26 protein-coding genes and 4 pseudogenes are annotated in these 21,065 nt (G+C 33.9%); 2 read left to right on the top strand and 28 right to left on the bottom strand.

What is annotated here, in order from left to right; all coding sequences use genetic code 11:
• Positions 1-93 precede the first annotated feature (93 nt).
• From ACUN26_RS01495 to ACUN26_RS01465, 7 genes and pseudogenes are all read right to left on the bottom strand, one after another.
• A complete protein-coding gene (locus tag ACUN26_RS01495; RefSeq protein ID WP_001154400.1) occupies positions 94-1,128 on the bottom strand; it encodes a hypothetical protein in 1,035 nt (344 codons plus the stop codon).
• 210 nt (positions 1,129-1,338) lie between these two features.
• Positions 1,339-2,283 (bottom strand): helix-turn-helix transcriptional regulator, encoded by a 945-nt coding sequence (locus tag ACUN26_RS01490; protein ID WP_002156268.1) that lies wholly within the window; start codon positions 2,281-2,283, stop codon positions 1,339-1,341.
• Between the two features lie 90 nt (positions 2,284-2,373).
• A pseudogene (locus tag ACUN26_RS01485) lies at positions 2,374-2,789 on the bottom strand (hypothetical protein).
• Between the two features lie 69 nt (positions 2,790-2,858).
• Positions 2,859-4,709: a PDDEXK-like family protein gene (locus ACUN26_RS01480; protein WP_000386138.1), complete on the bottom strand. Its 1,851-nt coding sequence runs from the start codon at positions 4,707-4,709 to the stop codon at positions 2,859-2,861.
• A gap of 137 nt (positions 4,710-4,846) precedes the next feature.
• Positions 4,847-5,815 carry a tripartite tricarboxylate transporter substrate binding protein gene (locus ACUN26_RS01475; protein ID WP_000746638.1) on the bottom strand — a complete coding sequence of 323 codons (969 nt, stop codon included), beginning with the start codon at positions 5,813-5,815 and terminating at the stop codon, positions 4,847-4,849.
• On the bottom strand, positions 5,812-6,489 hold the full coding sequence (locus ACUN26_RS01470) for a response regulator (RefSeq protein ID WP_000921506.1): 678 nt from the start codon (positions 6,487-6,489) through the stop codon (positions 5,812-5,814). Before ACUN26_RS01470 ends, ACUN26_RS01475 begins: the two co-directional genes overlap by 4 nt.
• 19 nt (positions 6,490-6,508) lie before the next feature.
• Entirely contained in the window at positions 6,509-8,098 is a 1,590-nt protein-coding gene (locus tag ACUN26_RS01465) for an ATP-binding protein (protein ID WP_000749567.1), read from the bottom strand.
• 225 nt (positions 8,099-8,323) lie between these two features.
• On the opposite strand from ACUN26_RS01465, the gene ACUN26_RS01460 reads away from it, so the two are divergent.
• Both ACUN26_RS01460 and ACUN26_RS01455 read left to right on the top strand, forming a co-directional pair.
• Positions 8,324-9,646 (top strand): MFS transporter, encoded by a 1,323-nt coding sequence (locus ACUN26_RS01460; RefSeq protein WP_000079862.1) that lies wholly within the window; start codon positions 8,324-8,326, stop codon positions 9,644-9,646.
• 84 nt (positions 9,647-9,730) lie between these two features.
• A pseudogene (locus ACUN26_RS01455) lies at positions 9,731-9,873 on the top strand (tyrosine-type recombinase/integrase); the annotation flags it as partial.
• Positions 9,874-10,025: 152 nt separating this feature from the next.
• On the opposite strand, the gene ACUN26_RS01450 reads toward ACUN26_RS01455, so the two are convergent.
• The 21 genes and pseudogenes from ACUN26_RS01450 to ACUN26_RS01350 form a co-directional block, all read right to left on the bottom strand.
• Positions 10,026-10,496: an SMI1/KNR4 family protein gene (locus ACUN26_RS01450; protein WP_000694781.1), complete on the bottom strand. Its 471-nt coding sequence runs from the start codon at positions 10,494-10,496 to the stop codon at positions 10,026-10,028.
• Between the two features lie 18 nt (positions 10,497-10,514).
• Positions 10,515-10,691, bottom strand: a complete 177-nt coding sequence (locus tag ACUN26_RS01445) for a hypothetical protein (RefSeq protein WP_002038067.1) — start codon at positions 10,689-10,691, stop codon at positions 10,515-10,517.
• 100 nt (positions 10,692-10,791) lie between these two features.
• A pseudogene (locus ACUN26_RS01440) lies at positions 10,792-11,022 on the bottom strand (hypothetical protein); the annotation flags it as partial.
• 113 nt (positions 11,023-11,135) lie between these two features.
• Positions 11,136-11,477: a type II toxin-antitoxin system toxin gene (locus ACUN26_RS01435; RefSeq protein ID WP_000877045.1), complete on the bottom strand. Its 342-nt coding sequence runs from the start codon at positions 11,475-11,477 to the stop codon at positions 11,136-11,138.
• Positions 11,478-11,510: 33 nt separating this feature from the next.
• Complete coding sequence (locus ACUN26_RS01430) at positions 11,511-13,148, bottom strand: ribonuclease (protein ID WP_000056139.1); 1,638 nt, start codon at positions 13,146-13,148, stop codon at positions 11,511-11,513.
• Entirely contained in the window at positions 13,145-13,507 is a 363-nt protein-coding gene (locus ACUN26_RS01425; RefSeq protein WP_000076124.1) for a DUF3958 family protein, read from the bottom strand. Before ACUN26_RS01425 ends, ACUN26_RS01430 begins: the two co-directional genes overlap by 4 nt.
• 41 nt (positions 13,508-13,548) lie before the next feature.
• A complete protein-coding gene (locus ACUN26_RS01420; protein ID WP_000529651.1) occupies positions 13,549-13,824 on the bottom strand; it encodes a TIGR04197 family type VII secretion effector in 276 nt (91 codons plus the stop codon).
• A gap of 174 nt (positions 13,825-13,998) precedes the next feature.
• Entirely contained in the window at positions 13,999-14,295 is a 297-nt protein-coding gene (locus ACUN26_RS01415; protein WP_000918591.1) for a WXG100 family type VII secretion target, read from the bottom strand.
• 385 nt (positions 14,296-14,680) lie between these two features.
• On the bottom strand, positions 14,681-14,848 hold the full coding sequence (locus tag ACUN26_RS01410) for a hypothetical protein (RefSeq protein ID WP_000490950.1): 168 nt from the start codon (positions 14,846-14,848) through the stop codon (positions 14,681-14,683).
• A 151-nt stretch (positions 14,849-14,999) separates the two neighbouring features.
• A complete protein-coding gene (locus ACUN26_RS01405; protein ID WP_000238713.1) occupies positions 15,000-15,401 on the bottom strand; it encodes a hypothetical protein in 402 nt (133 codons plus the stop codon).
• A 117-nt stretch (positions 15,402-15,518) separates the two neighbouring features.
• Positions 15,519-15,710, bottom strand: a complete 192-nt coding sequence (locus ACUN26_RS01400; protein WP_170959438.1) for a DUF4176 domain-containing protein — start codon at positions 15,708-15,710, stop codon at positions 15,519-15,521.
• A 257-nt stretch (positions 15,711-15,967) separates the two neighbouring features.
• A complete protein-coding gene (locus ACUN26_RS01395; RefSeq protein WP_000188068.1) occupies positions 15,968-16,306 on the bottom strand; it encodes a hypothetical protein in 339 nt (112 codons plus the stop codon).
• A gap of 36 nt (positions 16,307-16,342) precedes the next feature.
• The gene (locus ACUN26_RS01390; protein WP_000412691.1) at positions 16,343-16,498 is read right to left on the bottom strand and encodes a hypothetical protein; all 156 of its coding nucleotides are present in this window, start codon (positions 16,496-16,498) and stop codon (positions 16,343-16,345) included.
• Positions 16,499-17,170 carry a hypothetical protein gene (locus ACUN26_RS01385; RefSeq protein WP_000748155.1) on the bottom strand — a complete coding sequence of 224 codons (672 nt, stop codon included), beginning with the start codon at positions 17,168-17,170 and terminating at the stop codon, positions 16,499-16,501.
• Between the two features lie 57 nt (positions 17,171-17,227).
• Positions 17,228-17,548 carry a hypothetical protein gene (locus ACUN26_RS01380; protein ID WP_000675567.1) on the bottom strand — a complete coding sequence of 107 codons (321 nt, stop codon included), beginning with the start codon at positions 17,546-17,548 and terminating at the stop codon, positions 17,228-17,230.
• 150 nt (positions 17,549-17,698) lie between these two features.
• Positions 17,699-17,880 (bottom strand): annotated as a pseudogene (locus ACUN26_RS01375) (ornithine cyclodeaminase family protein); the annotation flags it as partial.
• A gap of 36 nt (positions 17,881-17,916) precedes the next feature.
• Positions 17,917-18,180, bottom strand: a complete 264-nt coding sequence (locus ACUN26_RS01370; RefSeq protein ID WP_001160635.1) for a DUF4176 domain-containing protein — start codon at positions 18,178-18,180, stop codon at positions 17,917-17,919.
• 129 nt (positions 18,181-18,309) lie between these two features.
• Positions 18,310-18,978 carry a hypothetical protein gene (locus tag ACUN26_RS01365; protein ID WP_000742403.1) on the bottom strand — a complete coding sequence of 223 codons (669 nt, stop codon included), beginning with the start codon at positions 18,976-18,978 and terminating at the stop codon, positions 18,310-18,312.
• 1 nt (position 18,979) lies between these two features.
• The gene (locus ACUN26_RS01360; RefSeq protein ID WP_000056074.1) at positions 18,980-20,359 is read right to left on the bottom strand and encodes a T7SS effector LXG polymorphic toxin; all 1,380 of its coding nucleotides are present in this window, start codon (positions 20,357-20,359) and stop codon (positions 18,980-18,982) included.
• Positions 20,356-20,718: a DUF3958 family protein gene (locus tag ACUN26_RS01355; RefSeq protein WP_000373345.1), complete on the bottom strand. Its 363-nt coding sequence runs from the start codon at positions 20,716-20,718 to the stop codon at positions 20,356-20,358. Before ACUN26_RS01355 ends, ACUN26_RS01360 begins: the two co-directional genes overlap by 4 nt.
• 40 nt (positions 20,719-20,758) lie before the next feature.
• Positions 20,759-21,034, bottom strand: coding sequence for a TIGR04197 family type VII secretion effector (locus ACUN26_RS01350; protein ID WP_000529667.1), 276 nt, complete (start codon positions 21,032-21,034; stop codon positions 20,759-20,761).
• Positions 21,035-21,065 lie beyond the last annotated feature (31 nt).

Below are 21,065 nucleotides of genomic sequence, written 5' to 3'. Positions count from 1 at the left end.
CCCCACCGTTACAATTAATTACAATTACTACTATTTTACCAAACTATGTATAAAAGAAAAATCATACAATATGATGTATGATTTTCTGCTCTATTATTTAAAATACTTCTGATAATCCTTTTCATTTTTAAATTCAATCGGCCTAACATCCATTCGGAATTTTCCATTCTCGTACAATAGTGGTGAAGCTTCTGAATGGTCTTTTGAGTAACTTTCTACATGTGAAATTTTCATCTCATTTGAATTGGTGAAATCAATATGAGCAATATAATCATCTACAATACTTTTTATCAATCTATCCATTGCAATAAAATCTGTATTTCCCTCAGGTTTATGATAAGCAATATAATCATCCACAATACTTTTTATCAACCTATCCATTGCAATAAATACTGTTAAAAAAAGAAATACTAAATAATCGTTAAATTGATTGGGAGTATCTATTCCCATCAAAATTTTAAAATCATTATAGCCTTTTCCAAGCGCTATCATCATTAATAAAAAATAACTAAGGATTCTTCTCATATTTTGTGAGACTAAATCACGATCGGTAAAATAAATAAAAGTTATTAAAGAAACTGGCAATATAATAATTACTATATAATAAATTTGATATGGCATATGTTCAAAATTAATTGCACCAACGAACAAAACATATATTATTGTGATATGAATCATTAAACTAAGTGTTGTTTTCCCAAATAGGATGTCCAATCTATTTATTAAATAATTCTCTTTATTAATCTTTGCTACTATTTTTTTGATAATACTGTTAAAAGTACCTAACTCTTTTTCTACGTCCAACTTAATCCGACTAATTATTACAATAAATATTGGATAAACACATACTACACTTAACATTGACCATTTCATTTTTTCTATATCCGCCCCAATAATAACCTGGAAAGCAAAATAGATTAGTGCCATTGTCACTATGATAACCAACACTTCAAACACCAGCAAAACATGTTTAATTATTCGCTTTGACTTCCTCATTAATCTTTTTGCGCTTATTTCCCCAATTTTCTCTAAACACGGAAGGATCACTTTATTTATAAGAAAGTAAGATATCACCCCTCCTAATACAATTAAAAATAAATAAAACAAAAATAACTTCACATCCTGCATAATCCTACTCTCCTTTTCTTAATATAATCATTAATACATCTCCATATTAACAACATATCCGGTAATTATAACGTCACATAATTACAAAATTTCTTATTAATGGATTTTTTCTTATACAAAAACTCCAATCACCTAAAGTTATCACTAGGTAATTGGAGTTCTATAAAATCTATTAATATTTTTAAAAATTTTTCTTAAACATATTTCAGTTTACTTTTCGTATAACTTTAACAATTTTCTTCCTTCTTTAATCATGTCATCCCTGAAACTATCAGGCTTTATTACTTCTACAGCCGCCCCCATTCCCAAAATCCATTTCTTAATTGACTCTTTCCCGCTCATCGTTGCACGGAAGAGGATACTCCCATCATCATTATGTTCTATCTTTTGATTCTCTCCCCAGATAGACTCTGGCACAGATACAGCAAAAGGTGGATAGATGAGCAACTCTACTTCTAATGGTTCTTTCATAAGTCCGAATTTCGGAAATTCTTCTCGAATATCGAAATTATCGGGTATTTTATATGTATCATACAAAATTCTAATATCTTTCATTCGAGATAGTTTAAACATACGTTTTTCCTTTTTATCATTACACATAGCTAAGCAATAAAAGAATTCGTTGTAGTGTACAAAGCCGTACGGATCAATAATTCGTTCTGATCTTTCACCAAATCGTTTTTCATATTGAATTTTCACCTTACGCCTTGTAAATAACGCTTCTTGTAGTTGTACATATTTTTGATTTTCATTAGAAAACTCATAATTTGGCTTAGATCTTTGAACAAAATAAATATGACGATCTTTATTCGTTTCAACTTTCCGAACTGCATTCAATTTATCTAACGCTACTTGTGCGTCCTTTGAATAAATATCATTACCTTTTGAAACTAGTTTTTGAATAGAGAATGTTAACGCATCCATCTCTTGCTGAGACATATTTTTAATAGGAAATAACGATGTATTTGAAAGAGAATAACCACCGTCCCTTCCTTTAGTTGTATCAATTTTAATACCAGCCATTTCAATATCATCACGATAAATGCGGACCATCCGCTCTTTTACTTCTAATAACTCCGCTAATTCACTAATCTTCATCTTGCCTCTCGCGTGCAGGAGCTCAATCATGTACAGACAATTACTTAATTTACTCATATAATTCCTCGTTTCTATTCATCCATCCTCATTTAAGTATAAAAGAATAGAACTATCTTTTAAATTATTTCTATAATTACTTCTAAAAAATCAATATATTACCCCAAAATGCACACTAGCACACCCCTGACATACACCATCCCTATCAAGTTGTTCTGGCAAAGTCTTTGTATCACAAAACTGACACTGCTGATACCGCCTTTTTCTAAAATCAGCCACGATAATAATACTCTCTTTAATCTCTACCGCTTTCTCACTGTCACTTAATTCCTCTAGATGTTCCCATAATAATATATGATGTGTAACCGTGTCATATCTGGTACGACAGGACTATTCCATACCAATCTATGAAACCCTATTTCTAATCCCATCTCTCCGGCACGAATAAACATGTTCGGATCAAAATCCAGCCCTCGAACTGCGAACTCGACGTTTATTTCTTTCAACTCGCAGACTTTCAATTGTTTTAATATAAATTGTTGTAACTGTGTTTTTGCTAATTTCATTAATGAGCCACCTCCTTTATTACATTAAAAGAATTGCGAAGTACATCCCTCTGCACTTCGCAATTCTTTTTAAATATGAACTTCCTCTTTAGCGATATCTGTTAACATTTGAATAACATTTTGACAGTCCGTATCATTAAATAACTCGTTCATAGCCTGTATAACAATGTCTTCATCCGACCAATTACTTATATTACTTGTATTTGTGTAAATTCTTGTATACGACGCTTCTGGCCTTTTCGCTGCCGCGCTTATTTTTCTCCCTTTACTTTCAATCCTTGTTAATAGCGCTAATCTCTTTTGTGATTCTAGTGGTCCAATTTCTAGCGTCAGTTTTAATCTATTATCCTTCAAACGTTCAAACCACATAATTGCACAGTTATTTAACCACCAATTCCATTTCGGTGTTCCAAATTGTTCTTCTAGTTTGCGAAACTCCGGCATAATAAATGATGGTAATCGGTGATGAATATTATAAAAACCTTCTTGGCACTTTTGTTCATGGGCGAATAATTGAAAAGCATTTGCTAAAGTATCCGCGTCTGTTTGACTACTCTCTACCGCAACAATTTCAGAAGAAGAATCTTCTTCTCCGTATACAAGCCCTTTTATAGTATCGCCTATAGCCGCCACCACTTGATTAAAATCAGCATTGTTATACATATCATTCATCACACGGAGAATTTCATCTTGATCTGCCCAATCACTTATATTTTCATATCCAGCATAAATTCTTGTATACATGGATCCAGCTTCTTTTGATTTTTCTTTAATAGTAATTCCATTTTCCTCTAACTTGTATAATAACCTTAATCTCTGCTTGTATTCCAATGGCCCAACTTCAACAATAAGCTTCATACGCCCATCTACTTTTCTTTCGAACCAAGTTATAAGAGCATTATTTAGCCACCACTCATGATTTGGAACTCCAACAATCTCATCAAGTTGTTTCCATTCTTCGAAAATGAAAGATGGAATGCGAATGTGTTCATGGTAACAATCTTCTGGTATTTGATTTTTCTCTACAAATTGTAAAAATGCTTCTCTCATGACGCTATTTCCAGCTCCATGTATAAAGTGGAGCGTTTCAGCATACTTCTTATAAATTTTGCGAAGATCTTCTTTTTCTTCAGCACTCAATTTCTTTACAGCCCTTAACAACTCTTTATTAACAAACTTTCCAACTACTTTTCCGTTACCATTTAAGCATAGAAAATCAACAGCGGCCTTATGGCTCTTATACACTGTTAACGCTAGTTCAATGTCTTCTTCATCACGAACAAGTTCTCCCTCTAATATATCAATATAGTAGGAAAGGAAATCTTTTATCGTACTAGACGTATACTCACTATAAATCTCCAATTGCCCTTTTAGGATATTTAATATATCCCCATAATCTAAAGTAAGATACGATTTATGACTTGGAGCGCTACCATCTAAACTTAAAAAAATTGGAATGATCGTATACCCTTCATATTTCTCGCTAACAAAATTTATGTAATTTTGTAATTGGCCATCCGATTCCAATGACTTATATTTATTTTCAATCAGAATAGCAACCTTTTGTGCCTCTGATATTGCCAAAATATCAATTCGTTTATTATTTTTCGCTTGTACTTCGCGAAACACTTCTAAATCTTGAAGAGACTGCTTATGTAACTTAATAAAATTATATTGACCAATTAACTCCTCATTCTCCGCTTTTACAAACGTTCTAGAAAGGACCTTATTTACAAACATAGAACCTAAGTGATGATTTTCCATAGGATCAAGTAACCAAGCAATCATATTAGAATGTCTAATCTCAAACTTATCTACCTTCAATATTTTAAAAGGGTTAAAACGATTAAACTTACTATGTAGCTTCTCGAACTCCATTGAATTATCTAAAAGTGATAAAATCTCAAAATTATAATCCATTCCCCACACCCGCCGTTTATAAATTTGTGAATCAATACTCTTTAATAATCATTTTAATAAGTCGTTATAAATTAATCATAACTCATAATGTGGCATTATTTATGTCACATATCCTATTTCTTACAAATAAACATGCATTAATTACTAAACTCAACCATCCCCCCATACCAACCATAACTCTCCTCCAAAAAGATTTTACTCTCCCCACTATCCTTATAATAAGAATTCCAACCCCGCTCCCTCAAAATCCCCTTCCAACTATCACTCTCCACCATCCTCTTAATCACACCATCCCAATAAGCAACCTCTTCCTCTGTCATATCTTTCGGGCCCATAATCCCTTTCCAGTGCTGGAAGATGACGTTGATTCCTTGTTCTTTCCAAGTTGGGATTTCTGGTAGTCGGTCTAGCCGTTTTGGTGCGGATACGACCAATATTTTTATTTTGCCGGCTTTGTATTGTTTTTCGGCTTCGGATAGGGTCATGGTTGCGGCGCCTATTTGTTTGTTCGTTAGGGCGTTTATGATTTTTTCTTTGTTTTCGTAGACGAAGAATTGTAGTTCGGCAGGGTTTATGCCGAATGCTTTGCTTACTTGTACGAAGGATAGGTGATCGTCGTTTCCTAAGCCGGGGGCAACGCCGATTTTGAAGTTTTTCTTGTCTTGTTTTAGTTGTTCCATTAATTCGTTTGCGTTGTCTATGTTTGAGTCTTTTGATACAACAACAACTTCCCAGTCCGATGCGAGTGTTGCGAGCGGGGTGAAGTCTTTATATGTTAGTTTACTGTGGCCTAGTAGGTTGTTCGTTATGAGTAAGCTGGAGTTAATCGCTAGTATATGACCGCCTTTTTGTTTCGTATATTTCCATCCGACATCACCGCTTCCTCCTACTTTGTTTGTGACTGTGATTGGTTTTGTGAAGATTTTTTCTTCTGTCAGCGTTTTTTGCATCGCTCGCGCTGTTAAATCCCATCCTGCTCCTTGAACGTTCGGCGCAACGATTTCTACTTTGTCGATGTTCACTGTATTCGTATGGGATTTTTCCGAGGAACAACCAGCTATTACTCCTGTCATAATCCATATACATAGTAATAATCGTTTTTTCATAGTCCTCGTCCTATTCGATACTTTCGTTCTGGTCTTCCGATAATGCCATATGTGTATTCTACTGTGCATTCATTTGTCGCTACTAAATATTCTAAATATCTTCTTGCGGTTGTTCTGGAAGCTCCCATTTGTTCTCCCATTTCTTCTATTGTAATTCCCTCTTCGAATCCTTTTATAATTCCTTTCACTTTTTGCAGTGTTAACGGATCAACACCAGTCGGTAAGTTTTTCATATCTTGTATTTGCGAAGTGCCGAAGAAGTTATCGATGAGTGCTTGATTTACTTCATTGTTACTATGTAATAATTGCTTCTTTCTTTTATAGTCTTCAATTGTGCGAATGAATTTTTCTAACGTGACCGGTTTTATAAGGTAGTTGCTTACGCCGTTTCGAATTGCCTTTTCTAGCATATAGTTTTCATTCGCCGCCGTTACCATAATGACGTCAACGTTTGGAAAGTCAGCATGAATTTGTGGTAATAAGTCGGTTCCAATTCCATCTGGTAAGTAATTATCTAATAGAAGCAAATCGATTTCTTCCTTTTGTAGTAGTTCTATCGTTTCTTTCGCGTTCAATGCTTTTCCAATCACTTTTACGTCCTTTATTTTTAATAAAAACTCCTCTTGAATTTGCGCGACGCGGAAATCATCTTCTGCAATTGCAACCTTCAACATATGCCCATCCCCCTGTTTGTTATGTACTTTCTCTCAATGTTTTCGGAAGGTAAATTGTAAAAATAGCTCCCCCATTTTTCTCGTTTTGAATTTCAATTGTTCCTTCTAGTAGATCTACCATTTCTTTCACGTTTGCTAGTCCGTAACCGCGATCATTTCCTTTCGTTGAAAATCCTTTTTGAAAAATGGTCGTGATTTTTTCTGCTGGTACTCCTATCCCGCTATCTATTACTTCAAACACAATATCGTGCCCAATATCCGTAACAAAGAAGGAAACATTCCTTTCCTCTCGTTCATTCACCGCATCAAATGCATTGTCGATTATGTTTCCAAGTATCGTAATAAGGTGCGAAACTTTTATATGGTCTGGTAACGGATGAAGCGCACTATCTCCTTCAATATGAAAATCAATTTTCTTTTCAGACGCTGTTCCGATTTTTCCTAATAAAATAGCTTGTACTTTCGCATCGTGAATTTGATGAAATAAAATATGATTTTGGCTTTGATGAATAGTAGATTCTTGTTGGATAAATTCAATCGCTTCTTTGTAATGCCCTAACTGCAATAAGCCAGATAAGACGAACAGCTTATTTGTAAATTCATGCGTTTGAGCACGCAAGTCCTCTGAATACTTTCTTACCTCAGATATTGTGTTCACAAGGTTTTGCAGTTCTGTTTTATCTCTAAAACTACATACAACTCCTACCGTACTGTTATTTTCGATTATCGGCGTCATGTTTAAAATAAACACTTTATCTTGAAATGCGATTTCTTGATCGGTTTCTAGCACTCTTTCCATATTAAAATCAGGTAAAACTTTTGAAATGTGCTGCTGCATATAATCATCATTTACCTGAAGCATTTCTTCTGCCGAGGTGTTCATCATCGTAATAAAACCGTTTTGATCAATGGCGATGATTCCTTCTTTTATAGATAGTAGTATCGCACTTCGTTCCCGGTATAACGCTGCGATTTCATTGGGCTCTAAACCGAGTGTATCTTTACGAATGCTACGCGCTAAAAGAATGCCACCAACAATTCCGGCTAATAATACCGCTAAGGAAAAGAGGATAATTTCTTTCGTTCTGCTCAATATGTTAGATTCAATACCTTGTATTAAAAACTCTACTGTCACAACGCCTACAACTTGATCGTAGTCTCCGTTATGAACAATAATAGGTGCCTTCGCCATTAAAGCAGGACCGCTTACACCATTTCCTTCAAGCGTATAGTACCCTCCAAAAGTGAGTGCTTCATAGTTATATGGATTGTTACTCTTTGTCCCAATCAATTCCGAATTAGAATGGGAATACATAAACCCATAACGATCTTCCACAATTACATAATCTGCACCAGCTTGCTCACGAACTTGTTCCGCAATAGATTGAATGGTACTTTTATGGTCGTTATATTGAAAGGCCTCTTTTATAGCTGGCATAAAAGAAAGTGACTTCGCCGTTTGCAGTGCTAGTTGCTCCACTTGGCGCTTCGTATCAACGGACTGAATGTACACAAATATTCCCGCTAATAGGAGAACGACAAATAAAATTAACGTAATAATTAAGCATACTATTTTCGTTTGTAACGACACTTTTTGTGATTTTTTCATACTCCATATCCTTTGATAAAATATTCAAAACTATCAATCTCCTTTTTCTATTATTATGACAAAACTGAAAATGAAGCAACTATTAAAAATATCCATGTTCATAAAGTACAAAAAGAATAAAATTGTCATAATATTGAGATTTCAGTTAAAAAACAGTACAATTCAACTACAATGAACACGCTTTCATAATTATCATTTTATTTATAAGCAAGAGGAGGAATTAGTATGGCTCAAGTAAAATCAAACCGAGTCGCCGGCAATATTTTCAAAGGTTCAGTCGGTAATTTAATTGAATGGTACGACTGGTACGTTTACTCTGCTTTCGCTGTTTATTTTTCAGCAGAGTTCTTTCCTAAAGGAGATCCAACGAGTCAGTTACTGAACACAGCAGCTATTTTCGCAGTTGGATTTTTAATGCGCCCTATCGGAAGTTTATTAATGGGACGATATGCAGATCGGCACGGACGCCGGGCAGCATTAACGCTTTCGATTACGGTTATGGCGGGTGGTTCTTTAATTATCGCCTGTACACCTAGTTACGAAAGCATTGGGATTATGGCACCGATCATCTTAGTTCTTGCCCGTTTACTGCAAGGATTATCACTCGGCGGAGAGTATGGGACTTCCGCAACGTATTTATCTGAAATGGCTAGTAGTGGCCGCCGCGGTTTTTATTCAAGTTTCCAATATGTAACGCTCGTTGCTGGACAGATGGTTGCGTTAGGCGTTCAAATTGTTCTTCAGCAATTACTAAGCGAACCAGATATGAAAGCTTGGGGATGGCGTATTCCATTCATTATTGGAGCGATGGGCGCAGTAGCTGTATTATGGCTTCGCCGCACGATGGATGAATCGGAGCAGTTCTCAAACATAAAATCGCAAAAACGCGAAAGCGCAGGAACCATTAGCGCTCTTATGAAACATCCGAAAGCAGTATTAACAGTAGTCGGTCTAACACTAGGAGGCACTGTTGCATTTTATACGTACACAACATATTTACAAAAGTTCATGGTAAACACAGTCGGCCTTCCGAAAGAAGTTGTAAGCTGGATTAACTTTGTCGCACTACTTATATTCGTCGTACTTCAACCGATTGCAGGACTACTATCCGATAAAATCGGACGCCGTCCACTATTAATGGCATTCGGTATTCTCGGAACATTACTAACAGCACCAATCTTCTTCTTTATGGAAAAAACGACAGAACCAATCGTAGCATTTTTACTCATGATGGTCGGTCTGATTATCGTTACTGGTTACACATCAATTAACGCAATTGTAAAAGCAGAACTCTTCCCAACAGAAATTCGCGCACTAGGCGTAGGTTTACCATATGCACTAACAGTTGCGATATTCGGCGGAACAGCTGAGTTCATCGCATTATGGCTAAAGAGTATCGGAATGGAATCATTATTCTACTTCTACGTAGCTGGATGTATCGCGATCAGCTTTATTACGTATTGGCGTATGGATGAGTCATCGAAGACTTCGCAGATTGAGGCGGAGCTTGGTGGTGGGGATACACTAGCTAATAATAAATCTAGTTAAAAGTATGTATTCTATGTTCTTCGTTTATCTGAACTCGATTTGCTTTATCTAAAAAAGCATAATTCATTAATATATAATTTAAAAACCTTCGGATATTGGTTCTATGAACAAAAGATGTGGCGATGTTGCAAGAAATCCTTAATCATCATACACCACAAATTACACTTAAATACATTGGTATTAATAAAGAAGAAAAGGATAATATCCTTGATACATTTCTCCTTTAATTTCTTTTAAAATATATATATCAACCTATTAAAAAGCAAATAAAAGAAGACTAAAAAGCAAATATTAGTCTTCTTTTTTAATTAAAATATTAAAACAAAAAACTTTAATACAAATTCAAACCCATAAATAAAATTTAATTACTTTTCTTACATTATTCTTTTAACATACTTAAAAACTCACTAAAATTATCTGCAACTTCACTAGTTACCGGATTCAACTCTTCTGATTCTTCATGATACCATACCACAACAGATGGTATTTCTTTTTCTCTAAAATCTAAACAAAGAAAATCACCTGCGAATAAAACAGCAAACGGAATAACATTTATCCCTGTTAAATCTTCATCATCCGTTAAACGAGTATCGATATCAGATAATACAACCTCTATATCATACCAACCATTTTCATCATCATCTTCTGGGTCCTCCAACAAACATAAGAAACGTTCAATTAAAAGTTCGTTTTTTTCATGTGAAAAAACATTAGTAATTGGAATAGAGCCATTATATTTTTTCAAAAAATCTATAAAATCATTTGGTAATTTTATCTCACAATATTCCTCAAATGATTCAATTAATTCATCATTTGGTGATTGAAGTTCACTACCATTTTTAATCTTCATTTTAGTTCCTCCATTTCTTTACCTACCTTTAGATCTATAAGACCAATGCCTTTCACTCCGTCCACCTGGTATTCTATCATCTAACCATTTAAATTGTTGTTTGTCACTTGCCAACCACATTTCCTCTGGTAACTCATCCGATTTAATAATTAAATCAGCTTTCTTAAAATCAGGATATTGTGTACCTAATTTCATAGGAACATCAGGTATTAAACCTTTCTCAATAGCAACCTACTTAATAATAGCTTTTGGGGGAGCTGTTAATTTTTCTCCATTTCCACGGACTATTAGAATTTACTACTGCATCATTATATTCTAATTCAAAATTGAGATATTTTCCTTCTACAACATCATCTAAAATCTTTATATATTCATCCACTTCATATAAATTTTCTATAAAATCAGATACAATAGCAATCTCTTCCTATAAACGAATTCTTAATCTACTAAATGGATCACACCAAAATTCATGTGAACTATCTCTCCACCCATCATTATATCTAAATACCTTTAGATTCTTTTGCAATGACTATTGCTGATAATTATTTAGGAAAAAAGACTTTAAAACCTGAGATAATGGAGAAATATGAAATAATAGATAGAGCTGACTTCTTATAGAAGTCAGCTCTATCTATTATTTCAATTTTTTCCTTTTTTAAATTCTTTTTGTTTATCTTGCCAAATATGAATTAAATCTACTAATTCAATCGTTTCTATCTCACAAAAATCTCCCTTACCATCTTCAGCCAAATTGTCTAGGACAGTAGTTGTATCTTTCCGAATTTCTAAACCACAAATGTTTCCATTTACTACTACGTAATTTTCTTTCCCATTTAAAACACTATGTATTTCTTCTAAAATCCAATCTCCAAACGCAGAAACTTCAACGCCTAAAAAAGTCTCCATAAGTTTAATTTCTTGAGGAAGCCTCATAACTAGTTTTCCATTGGTAAGTACTTCAAAGCTATATGGATATTTCATTACTATTGTACTCCTTTATACTAAAGATAAAATTTATTCCGCTGGGAAAGCAGAGATAATTTTCCCATTCCCATCTATATACATGCTAATCCTTATACCCTCTAAACCTATTCCAGAATATGTGTTACCAAATTCATACGTTCTATTATTATATGCTTCATTTATATTATCTACAATCTTTTGTGGGCTCCAATCTTTAGGGAAAAATGTAGAGAATCCTCTATTTCCAGTTTTAGGGATTCTATTCACTTCTACCCTAGCTTTATAAATGCCTTGATCATTTAATATCTCTTCTGTTCCGCTAATTATTTTTCCAGGTGTATTCTCCAATACTTCAGTATGATAACCCATTGCGTCACCACGCCAATTTATTTCACCCTCTAGGATATGTTTGAGTGTATTTGGTCTAAATTTTTCTGTATGTTGTAAATTAGATATAATTTCCCTATTAGAAAGTGAAGATCTATGATTTTCATTAACAAAATTACTCCCACCAGAATTACTTTCACCTCTAGCAAACTGATAGGTCGACAGCTTTTCTTCAGCTTTTTTAAAATCAGGCGTATCAAATCTAAATCGCAAACTATTTCCACCAGCAAGAGCAAAACGATCTCCCAATTGTAAATTACTTGTAATATGTGAAATAGCTTGCGGAATCTTATTTTTTGCTAGTTTGGTCACTTTACCCGCTTGCCCTAATTTACTTGCTTTACTTAATCCTTTATCACCAATAAGTCCTAATCCAACTTGTGTTAAAGCATAACTTCCCCACTTTGCCCGACTTTCTGCATCTCCATTTATTACATCATTAATAAATGAATCCGACAATGCATTATACATGGTACTAAGGGTATCAATAGGGTGCAAAGCAGCGTTCCCCATGTTTTCCCATGTTTCCCAATCTCCTAAAGCTTTTATTCCGTCTATTGTATCGCTAACTGCTTGTCCCGTACCATCTACAATACCGTCCCAAATTTTTTCACCAGTAGATTTTTCAGGTAGCTTACCACACATTTCACCTTCTTCAATTGAATCGGCAGCTTGTCGTGCCCTCTCTTCTGTAATCGCTTGAATTGAAGTTGTCCATTCCATATTCAACCCTTGTGTACTAAATGTACCACTTGCAGGACTAAAGCCTTTTCCACTTTGAACTTCCGCCAAACCCGTCGCAATACTAGCGGCTAGTTGGAGTACCGTATCATAATTACTACTAGAAGTATAATTAAATTCATATAGATGTTCTAATTTTTCTTGCAGTTTTTGCCTCATGACAGTAAAAAGATTTACCATAGCGTCCATACCTGGGATTGGCATAGTTTGATTGAGTGCTTCTGTACTTGCTATCATTCGGTCAATTTCCCGAATTTGTTCTAATATCTCTTGTTCAATTACATCAGTTGAAGCTACCTGTGACTGAAATTGACTTGGAAAAGCATTGTTTTGTCGGATTAGCTCTTCACATAAGCAAATGATTCCTTGCGCTAAAGGACGAAAGGTTTGTACAAAAAATGATTTTGCACTACTATATGTTTGCCCTTGTAAAACAGTATCAACTGCAAAAGTGTCAATCGACTGAATGGCTTGTTCCATACCTTGAATGGTAGCAGTACATACAGCATTCATGCTTTGAGTTTGGCTTTGTACTTCTCCTAAATACATATTTAAACTCATGCATTGACCTCCCTTGCTAATTGTTGTTGTTGATAGGAAAGGTCGTTTTCTAAATTACTAAGGTCTCGTCTTTCTTTAAGCAACGTTTCTTTTTTGTTTTCCAATTCAAATGTGACTTTTCTTTCAATATGTTGTGCATCTTGATATGTATTCATAAAAAACTGAGACATTTCTCTATCACCATGCCAAGTTCCTAAAATTCGATCAAACAAACGATGGCTTCGACCTCTCCATTCATAAAAATCTGCTTCCGCTTGCTCCTGAATGTGAATCGCGGATTGATTTCGGTCTTGTTCTTCAAATACACTTCGTAACTTTTGATTTACTTGATTAATTTGTTTTTCAATATCTTGACTCATCATATTCCTCCTACCATTTTACCTTTACGTAGGTTGTCACATTAGCGAAAAGTATTGTGAAGTTCGTTATCCATTTTCTCAAACTCTTGGGCTACTGAATGAATATTATCGACCGCTTGTTGAAAGGCAGTGGAAAATTGTTTCGTAAAATCTAACATTTGTTGATTCGCTTCTTGTGCTTTAGAGTTAACAGATAGTGTTGTACGCGTCGCCTTTGTTATAGAACGATTTGTTGCACTCTGGATTATATCCGAAGCTGTTCTCATCTGCGTAGCAATTTGTTGTGCCGTTTGAAAATTACTTTGAAATTGTCCCATCACTCAAATCCTTTCTCTAATTTTCAGAACATGTCAAAGAAATCCCAATAAACATCTGAAATTTCTCTATCAATATCGCTCTTTTTAAACGTGTGTCCAACACAATCAAATGAGCCATACAATATAAGCTGTATGGCTCATTTGAAATACTTGTTATATAGAGTATGACAATTTTTATTTCAAACCGAAATTACGTGATAATTCTTCATCATGAGAAGCAACAGCCTCTGCAGTTTTATTAAGCTGCATATTAATTTCTTGTAATAGCTGTGCGAAGTTTTGTACTTTTGGCTTTAATTGATTGAACTGTTGATCAAAACCTTCGAAAGCACGACCTTCCCATTCTCCTCTTAATTCATTTTGTAAGTTTTGTAGTTGACTTAAAATGTCCTCAATTTGATTTGCACCTTGTCCATATCGAGCTGCTTTCGATTTAAGCTCCTCTGGTGACATACGAATTTGTCCAGCCATTTTCATTTCCCCTTTAATACATAATGAGCAAAATATAGATTGGTTAATTTTACTAAATATATTATAAAGTATTATTCTGAACTTTTAAACGTTTTATCTTTCTATTGAATATTAAAATATTAATATTCTACTTTTTCTTGCTTCACAAGATTTTATGCAAAAAAGACCGCCAAAAGGCAGTCTCAAAACTTAATCCTATTCCCCATCCTTCCTCTATTTAAATGTAATTCTATATTCATGATGTTGCTTCTCTCTTTTCTTTTCCATAGTCTTTACTGACTATAGGAGAACCGCGATTATATACTTAATATTCAATACAAACTCTTTAAAAGGTTTCCTGTGTTCTACCCCAACCTTCAAATAAAGAATATATTTATGATTAAAACTAATTATATTTTTTTACCTTTAAAGGAATAGATATAAAATACAAATCTATAGCATAAATAGTAATCAAAATACCTTTACCTTCATCAGCAAACTTTGATTGATGAAACTGTTCTGAAACTTTTCTTTTTCCCCATTTTTTAGGAAACCATTGAAATCCGGAAAACATATAATTAATCTACCTTTTCATTAAAATTTTGCTAGTTTATTTCTTAACTCTAACTCTTCAACTGTTTCAAAACCTTAAAAAAATAAACTATCGATTTAATTATGATTAAAAAATACATTGTATTCTTTAGATGCTTTTTTCAATCAAAAAACTATTTTTCTTTTTTCCATGATATTCGAAATTTCCCACCATGTTCTTCCGTTTTAATTTTAACCTTATATGTATCATCCTTAGGCACTTTAATATTTTTTTCGCCTTCGCCACTATTAAACTCTAGTATTGTATTATCATTTGAATCCACAACATAAGCAATTATAGTTCCTTGTTTAGTTTTATCATCAAAAGAAAAAATCCAATTCTCACCTTTTTTAACTTTCCTATCTTGAGTTGCAGATCCAGTAAATTTTCTATAATCTCCAGATATACTACCTGATACACTATCTGAAGAACCATGAACTTTACCACCAACAATAGTTCCCTCTCTTGTAAAACAACCACTAAGAATTACTAAACACAAAACAAATAAAATTGTATTTTTAAAAATTTTTACCATCATTACCCCTTCTATTCCCAATAAAATTTTCACCATTAAACTTATAAAAATAACTATAATAAAAAATTATATCCATTAAGATATATATATTTTATTATAGTTATAAATTTCAAATTATTATTTCAAATCTTCACGCAACTTAATTTCATCCCCATTTATGTAACCAGTAAAAATAACTTCTGATATGTATTCATGGTTAAAAAACATATTATATTCAGTTGAAACATTTCCAATAGGATAATAACAAGCCACATAATCCCAAGTTTCCTTAGTTTTTGAATCTTCCTGTTTTCTACCATATATCATCAAAGGTTGCTCCCACGTTTTAAATTACTCCAGTCTTATATTAATCCCGTTTTTTTGTAAATTTATTATAAAATTTCTCTTGCGCCCACCGTCCGAATTTTTAAAAACATATTAAACCTACACCCAAAAGAATGAGAACGATAGTTCCTAACAATTTTTCCCACAAATTGTTGGATGGAGTAATCATTAATCCTATAATAGATACAGATATTACGACATAAACTAAAATATATAATGGTTTATACGATGGAGTTTTCATATCATTTTTTCTCCTCAGGTTTTTCAAATTTTAAACTACTTCCCACAGTAAAACCCTCTAAAGCAGGAACCGTTATACCAGTTTCTTTTCCAACGCTACCTTTCAAACCTATTGCGCCTAATCCCAAATCACCTTTAATTTCCAGGTCTACACCTCCAAAAATTGGAAACTGATCTGAAAAATGTAGCATACTTACTTCTACTTCATACTTAAGTGTAGAAGCTTCCGATCCTGCTTTTAAGGAGTAATCGTCAATACCCGCTATAACTTCTCCTGAAAAATTTTTTTGAGTAACTGTAACCTCTCTATCTTTTAATTGTATAATACCTAAAGGTGTCATTAAAGGAATTGTGGATTTAAATTTATATGAGTTATCTCAAATACCTGCTGCCCCTTTTACGCCAATAACTTTACTAACAAATACATCTTCTTTTAAACTCTTCCAATCATAGGGTATATTCACATCCAATTTCCCAGCTATAGCCTTTGTTGAAAGCTCATCACCATTAGAGAAGCTGCTCTTTTTTTCCATTTAAAAGCCTATACGTATTTTCCCTCCATCTTCTATATGCTTCCGTAAATAATAATACTTATGGAGTTCTATAATCATATAAAACAAAACAAACGAAATCACTGTGCATGCAGACATAAATACAATTGCCCCCATCTGTTGTGTTGCAATGCTAAGAATTATATTAGCAATTAACTGCCCCAATCCCGCTGCAATAGCTGCTACTTTTACACCACCAGATCCTTTCGACGACTTTGATTTTTTTCTTGGTTCCTGAAGTTTTTCAATATGATTTTTATAAAAATAATACAAAGCAAAACCATACAAACCAAATGAAAGAATAAAATAGATGGGAGTTTGTAATTGTAACACTTCATAAGCATATTTTTGAGTTATAACCAATAATCCGACTGAACATATGGCGCCATATACTCCTCGAAATAGAGTGTATTGTAACTGTCGTTTCCGAGGATTGATAGCAATCCATATCGCCCACAAATTTAAAAAAATAACTGGAGGAGTTACTATATATACATAGAGTAATTGAAAAGGATTCGCAAACGCAGGCAAAAGAACAAACACATCTGCCCCCAAAAGGACAAGACCAATTACGTGAACTCTTATTTCATTTACAGGATAAAGAGCCATATAATGTGCAAAAGCTTTCTTATTAAAATCTATACTTTTTTTCATATTAATTAAACCACCCCGCTACTGTTCCAATCGGTAAAAGTTTCATAGCTATTTATTCTACTTTTTCTTAAATTTATCCATAATATTATGAGCAACTATATTCCATAGTAAAGAAAGTACGGTAACAAAAAGTACAGCTAAAGAAAAATAAATCCTATCCTTCCATGTATCATGTACAATCATGCCCAGTATAATCATTATTAACGCACCAACACATATAACTATTTTTGAAAATTTTCGCATTCTATTATCTCGATTCCTTCTCAAATTTAAATGAAACTCCCCCGCCATAACCGTTAGGTGAAGTTGCGGAAACCCTGATTCTTCACCTGCGCGGAATCTATAAACATACCCGCCTATTATAATTTCACCTTTCATACATAATGAGCAAAATATATATTGGTTAATTTCACCAAACGCATTATAATATATTATTCCGAACTTTCAAACACTTTATCTTTCTATTGAATATTCTACTTTTACTTGCTTTACAAGATTTTATGCAAAAAAGACCACCAAAAGGCAGTCTCAAAACTCAATCCTATTCCCCATCCCGCACTCCACCGCTTTCTCATACAAATACTTCGCGACGATAATATCTACTACTGCCAAACCAAATGATTTGAAAATAGTAATCTCTTCATCATTTTCGTGTCCAGCTTTTCCCCGCTTATAATTTGTCCAAGTTCGGCGTGGAGATTGCTAGTTTTATCAGAATTTGAAGGTCACCTGTTTCTAAATCACATTCAATTAAGCAATCCTACAAATGCCTCTTCTTCCTCATCTATAAAACCTACAAATATAATTTCTTCAATATCCTCATGATTAAATACAAATGTATACTCAGGATTAATGTATCCTTCTGGATAAAAACAGCCAATATAGTCATACATCACAGGTTCTTTAACCATAAGTTTTTGTTTTCTTCCATAAATCACAATTTTCTTCGTCCCACCTTTTAATAGAACAATAGAACCATTTGGTAAAAACTTTTCTTTAGAAAATTGCATAATTCCCCATCCTTCCTTTATCTAAATATAATTCTATATTTATGATTTTGCTTCTCCCTTTTCTTTTCCGCAGTCTTTACTGGCTATAGGAGAACCGCGATTATATACTTAATATTCAATACAGACTCTTTAAAAGGTTTCATGTGTTCTACCCCCATCTTCTATATGCTTCCTTAAATAATAGTACCTATGGAGTTCCATAATGAAATGAAACAAAATAAACGAAAGCATGGAGTATACACACATTAATACAATTGCTACCATCTTTTGTGTTGCAAAACCAAGACTGATATTAGCAACGAGTTGACCCAATCCTATAAAAGCCACTACTCCGAAACCCGAGTTTTTTTTCGATGATTTTGATTTTTTGATTGGTTCCTGAAGTTTTTTAATATGATTTTTATAATAATAATTCAAAGCAAAAATATACAAACCAACCGAAAAAATAAAATAGATGGGAGTTTGTAATCCTAACATTCCATATGCAAACTTTTGGGTTATAACTAATAAACCTACTGAACATACGATGCCAAATACCCCACGAAATAGAGTGTATTGTAATTGCCGCTTCCTAGGATTTATAACAATCCATATTGCCCATAAATTTAAAAAAGCAACTGGTGGAACTATTATGTACATATATATCGGTTGAACAGGACTCGCAAAAGCAGGTAAAAGCACAAATATATCTGCTATCCCAATCACAAGAGTAATTATAGTCGATCTTATATCATTTACAGCATAAAGAGCCATATAATATTCAAAAACTTTTTTATTAAAATCTGTATTTTTTTTCATGTTAATTAAACCACCCTGCTACTGTTGACCAAGTTTTTTTCGCACCCGTTTTCACCATATCCTTAATACTATCATCTTCACCATCACCATCTAAATCAACATCCCATTTTACACCTTCTGTTAAGTATGTTAATCCTACTGAAATACCGAATCCTGCTGCTGCAACTGCCAAAACTGGCGTAGCAGCAGGAAGAACTGCAACAGTCAGAACCGCAGCCCCTACAGTTGTTGCTCCTCCCACTACAACATTACCAATAATATCTCCTGCAATTTTATCATTCGAGGCATTATTTTTGATATTTTCACTTGTATCCGTATATGAATCTATAGCTACACTAGCCCATCCAAGCTTATCCTTTAAGGCCATTTTAGCTGCGCTTCCTTTTTTTATCATCGCTTCTATTTCTTTTATCTTAGGAGTAGCTGTTCCATTTTCGATTTTCTTTTCGATATCATTTACATAGTAAATCTTATGATCTCTATGCCGTCCATTAACTTTTTTATTATCTTTAACAGAATCATAATTCTCTCTTATAAGAACTCGTTTGTTTTTTCTATCAAATTCTTTTTTTACCTCATAACCATTCCTTACTTTATAAACTGTATTTCCTACTGCAGCTGCACCTGAAAGCGTTCCGAATATATTCCCCATTCCATCTAATGGTACCATCGGATCAAAGCCAGTCATACCTAAAAATGACTCTTTTTTGTCTACTTCACCAGATTCAGAATCCTTATTTAATCTTTCAACTTCACGAGCTTTATCTTCTGTAATTTTTTGAATAGGCCCCGTCCAATCCATATTCAATCCTTGTGTATTAAATGTACCGCTGACGCCACTAAACCCTTTCCCACTTTGGACTTCCGCAAGACCTGTAGCAATACTCGCTGCTAATTGAATTGCTGTACTATAATTATTACTAGAGGTCTGATTGAATTGATACAAATGATCCAGCTTTTCTTGCAGTTTTTGCCTCATAACAATAAAAAGATTTACCATGGCATCCATACCCGGCATTGGCATAGCTTGATTAACAGCTTCCATACTTGTTTTCATTCGGTCAATTTCTCGAATTTGTTCTAATATCTCGTGTTCAATAACATCTGCCTGAGCTACCTGTGATTGAAATTGACTTGGAAAGGCATTGTTTTGTCGGATTAGCTCTTCACATAAGTAAATTATTCCTTGCGCTAGAGGACGAAAGGTTTGTACAAAAAATGCTTTTGCACTGCTATATGTTTGCCCTTGTAACACAGTATCAGTTGCAAAAGCATCAATCGACTGAATGGCTTGTTCCATACCTTGAATGGTGGCCGTACATACAGCGTTCATACTTTGAGTTTGGTTCTGTACTTCTCCCAAATACATATTTAAACTCATGAATTAGCCTCCTTTACTAATTGTTGTTGCTGATATGAAAGGTCGTTTTCTAAATCACTAAGATCTCGTTTCTCTTTAAACAATGTTTCTTTTTTGTTTTCCAATTCAAATGTGACTTTTCGTTCAATATGTTGTGCATCTTGATACGTATTCATAAAAAACTGAGACATTTCTCTATCACCATGCCAAGTTCCTAAAATTCGATCAAACAAACGACGATTTCGACTTCTACATTCATAAAAATCTGCTTCCGCTTGTTCTTGAGCTTGAATCGCAGATTGATTTCGGTCCTGTTCTTCAAATACACTTCGTAACTTTAGATTTAACTCTTTAATTTGATTTTCAATATCCCGATCCATCTTTTTCCTCCTACTATTTTACTTTACGTAGGTTGTCACATTAGCGAAAAGTGTTGTGAAGTTCGTTATCCATTCTCTCAAATTCATTAGATACCGAATGAATATTATCAACCGCTTGTTGAAAGGCAGCGGAAAATTGTTTCGTCAAGTCTAAAACTTGCTGATTCGCTTCTTGTGCTTTGAAGTTAACAGATAATGTTGTACGCGTCGCCTTTGTTATAGAACGACTGGTTGCACTTTGAATCCTATCAGAGGCTGATCCCATTTTCGTAGCAATTTGCGTTGCTGTTTGTAAATTACTTTGAAATTGTCCCATTCTTTCAAACCCTTTCTATAAGTTCTCCAAA

This window comes from Bacillus sp. WC2503, assembly GCF_052682895.1.
The sequence above is the reverse complement of the archived record's forward strand: the minus strand, read 5'-3'. Positions and strand labels throughout refer to the sequence as shown.

What these genes read in the sequence shown, in the direction of transcription:
- ACUN26_RS01435 (WP_000877045.1), bottom strand. Translation starts at nt 11,477, where the DNA reads ATGAAATATCCATATAGCTTTGAAGTACTTACCAATGGAAAACTAGTT.
- ACUN26_RS01370 (WP_001160635.1), bottom strand. Translation starts at nt 18,180, where the DNA reads ATGCAATTTTCTAAAGAAAAGTTTTTACCAAATGGTTCTATTGTTCTA.
- ACUN26_RS01480 (WP_000386138.1), bottom strand. Translation starts at nt 4,709, where the DNA reads ATGGATTATAATTTTGAGATTTTATCACTTTTAGATAATTCAATGGAG.
- ACUN26_RS01490 (WP_002156268.1), bottom strand. Translation starts at nt 2,283, where the DNA reads ATGAGTAAATTAAGTAATTGTCTGTACATGATTGAGCTCCTGCACGCG.
- ACUN26_RS01450 (WP_000694781.1), bottom strand. Translation starts at nt 10,496, where the DNA reads ATGAAGATTAAAAATGGTAGTGAACTTCAATCACCAAATGATGAATTA.
- ACUN26_RS01495 (WP_001154400.1), bottom strand. Translation starts at nt 1,128, where the DNA reads ATGCAGGATGTGAAGTTATTTTTGTTTTATTTATTTTTAATTGTATTA.
- ACUN26_RS01475 (WP_000746638.1), bottom strand. Translation starts at nt 5,815, where the DNA reads ATGAAAAAACGATTATTACTATGTATATGGATTATGACAGGAGTAATA.
- ACUN26_RS01360 (WP_000056074.1), bottom strand. Translation starts at nt 20,359, where the DNA reads ATGAGTTTAAATATGTATTTGGGAGAAGTACAGAACCAAACTCAAAGT.
- ACUN26_RS01425 (WP_000076124.1), bottom strand. Translation starts at nt 13,507, where the DNA reads ATGAGTCAAGATATTGAAAAACAAATTAATCAAGTAAATCAAAAGTTA.
- ACUN26_RS01355 (WP_000373345.1), bottom strand. Translation starts at nt 20,718, where the DNA reads ATGGATCGGGATATTGAAAATCAAATTAAAGAGTTAAATCTAAAGTTA.
- ACUN26_RS01390 (WP_000412691.1), bottom strand. Translation starts at nt 16,498, where the DNA reads ATGGAAAAAAAGAGCAGCTTCTCTAATGGTGATGAGCTTTCAACAAAG.
- ACUN26_RS01410 (WP_000490950.1), bottom strand. Translation starts at nt 14,848, where the DNA reads ATGTTTTCCGGATTTCAATGGTTTCCTAAAAAATGGGGAAAAAGAAAA.
- ACUN26_RS01420 (WP_000529651.1), bottom strand. Translation starts at nt 13,824, where the DNA reads ATGGGACAATTTCAAAGTAATTTTCAAACGGCACAACAAATTGCTACG.
- ACUN26_RS01350 (WP_000529667.1), bottom strand. Translation starts at nt 21,034, where the DNA reads ATGGGACAATTTCAAAGTAATTTACAAACAGCAACGCAAATTGCTACG.
- ACUN26_RS01395 (WP_000188068.1), bottom strand. Translation starts at nt 16,306, where the DNA reads ATGACACCTTTAGGTATTATACAATTAAAAGATAGAGAGGTTACAGTT.
- ACUN26_RS01365 (WP_000742403.1), bottom strand. Translation starts at nt 18,978, where the DNA reads ATGAAAAAAAATACAGATTTTAATAAAAAAGTTTTTGAATATTATATG.
- ACUN26_RS01465 (WP_000749567.1), bottom strand. Translation starts at nt 8,098, where the DNA reads ATGAAAAAATCACAAAAAGTGTCGTTACAAACGAAAATAGTATGCTTA.
- ACUN26_RS01380 (WP_000675567.1), bottom strand. Translation starts at nt 17,548, where the DNA reads ATGAAAGGTGAAATTATAATAGGCGGGTATGTTTATAGATTCCGCGCA.
- ACUN26_RS01430 (WP_000056139.1), bottom strand. Translation starts at nt 13,148, where the DNA reads ATGAGTTTAAATATGTATTTAGGAGAAGTACAAAGCCAAACTCAAAGC.
- ACUN26_RS01460 (WP_000079862.1), top strand. Translation starts at nt 8,324, where the DNA reads ATGGCTCAAGTAAAATCAAACCGAGTCGCCGGCAATATTTTCAAAGGT.
- ACUN26_RS01445 (WP_002038067.1), bottom strand. Translation starts at nt 10,691, where the DNA reads ATGAAATTAGGTACACAATATCCTGATTTTAAGAAAGCTGATTTAATT.
- ACUN26_RS01385 (WP_000748155.1), bottom strand. Translation starts at nt 17,170, where the DNA reads ATGAAAAAAAGTATAGATTTTAATAAGAAAGCTTTTGCACATTATATG.
- ACUN26_RS01470 (WP_000921506.1), bottom strand. Translation starts at nt 6,489, where the DNA reads ATGTTGAAGGTTGCAATTGCAGAAGATGATTTCCGCGTCGCGCAAATT.
- ACUN26_RS01415 (WP_000918591.1), bottom strand. Translation starts at nt 14,295, where the DNA reads ATGGCTGGACAAATTCGTATGTCACCAGAGGAGCTTAAATCGAAAGCA.
- ACUN26_RS01405 (WP_000238713.1), bottom strand. Translation starts at nt 15,401, where the DNA reads ATGGTAAAAATTTTTAAAAATACAATTTTATTTGTTTTGTGTTTAGTA.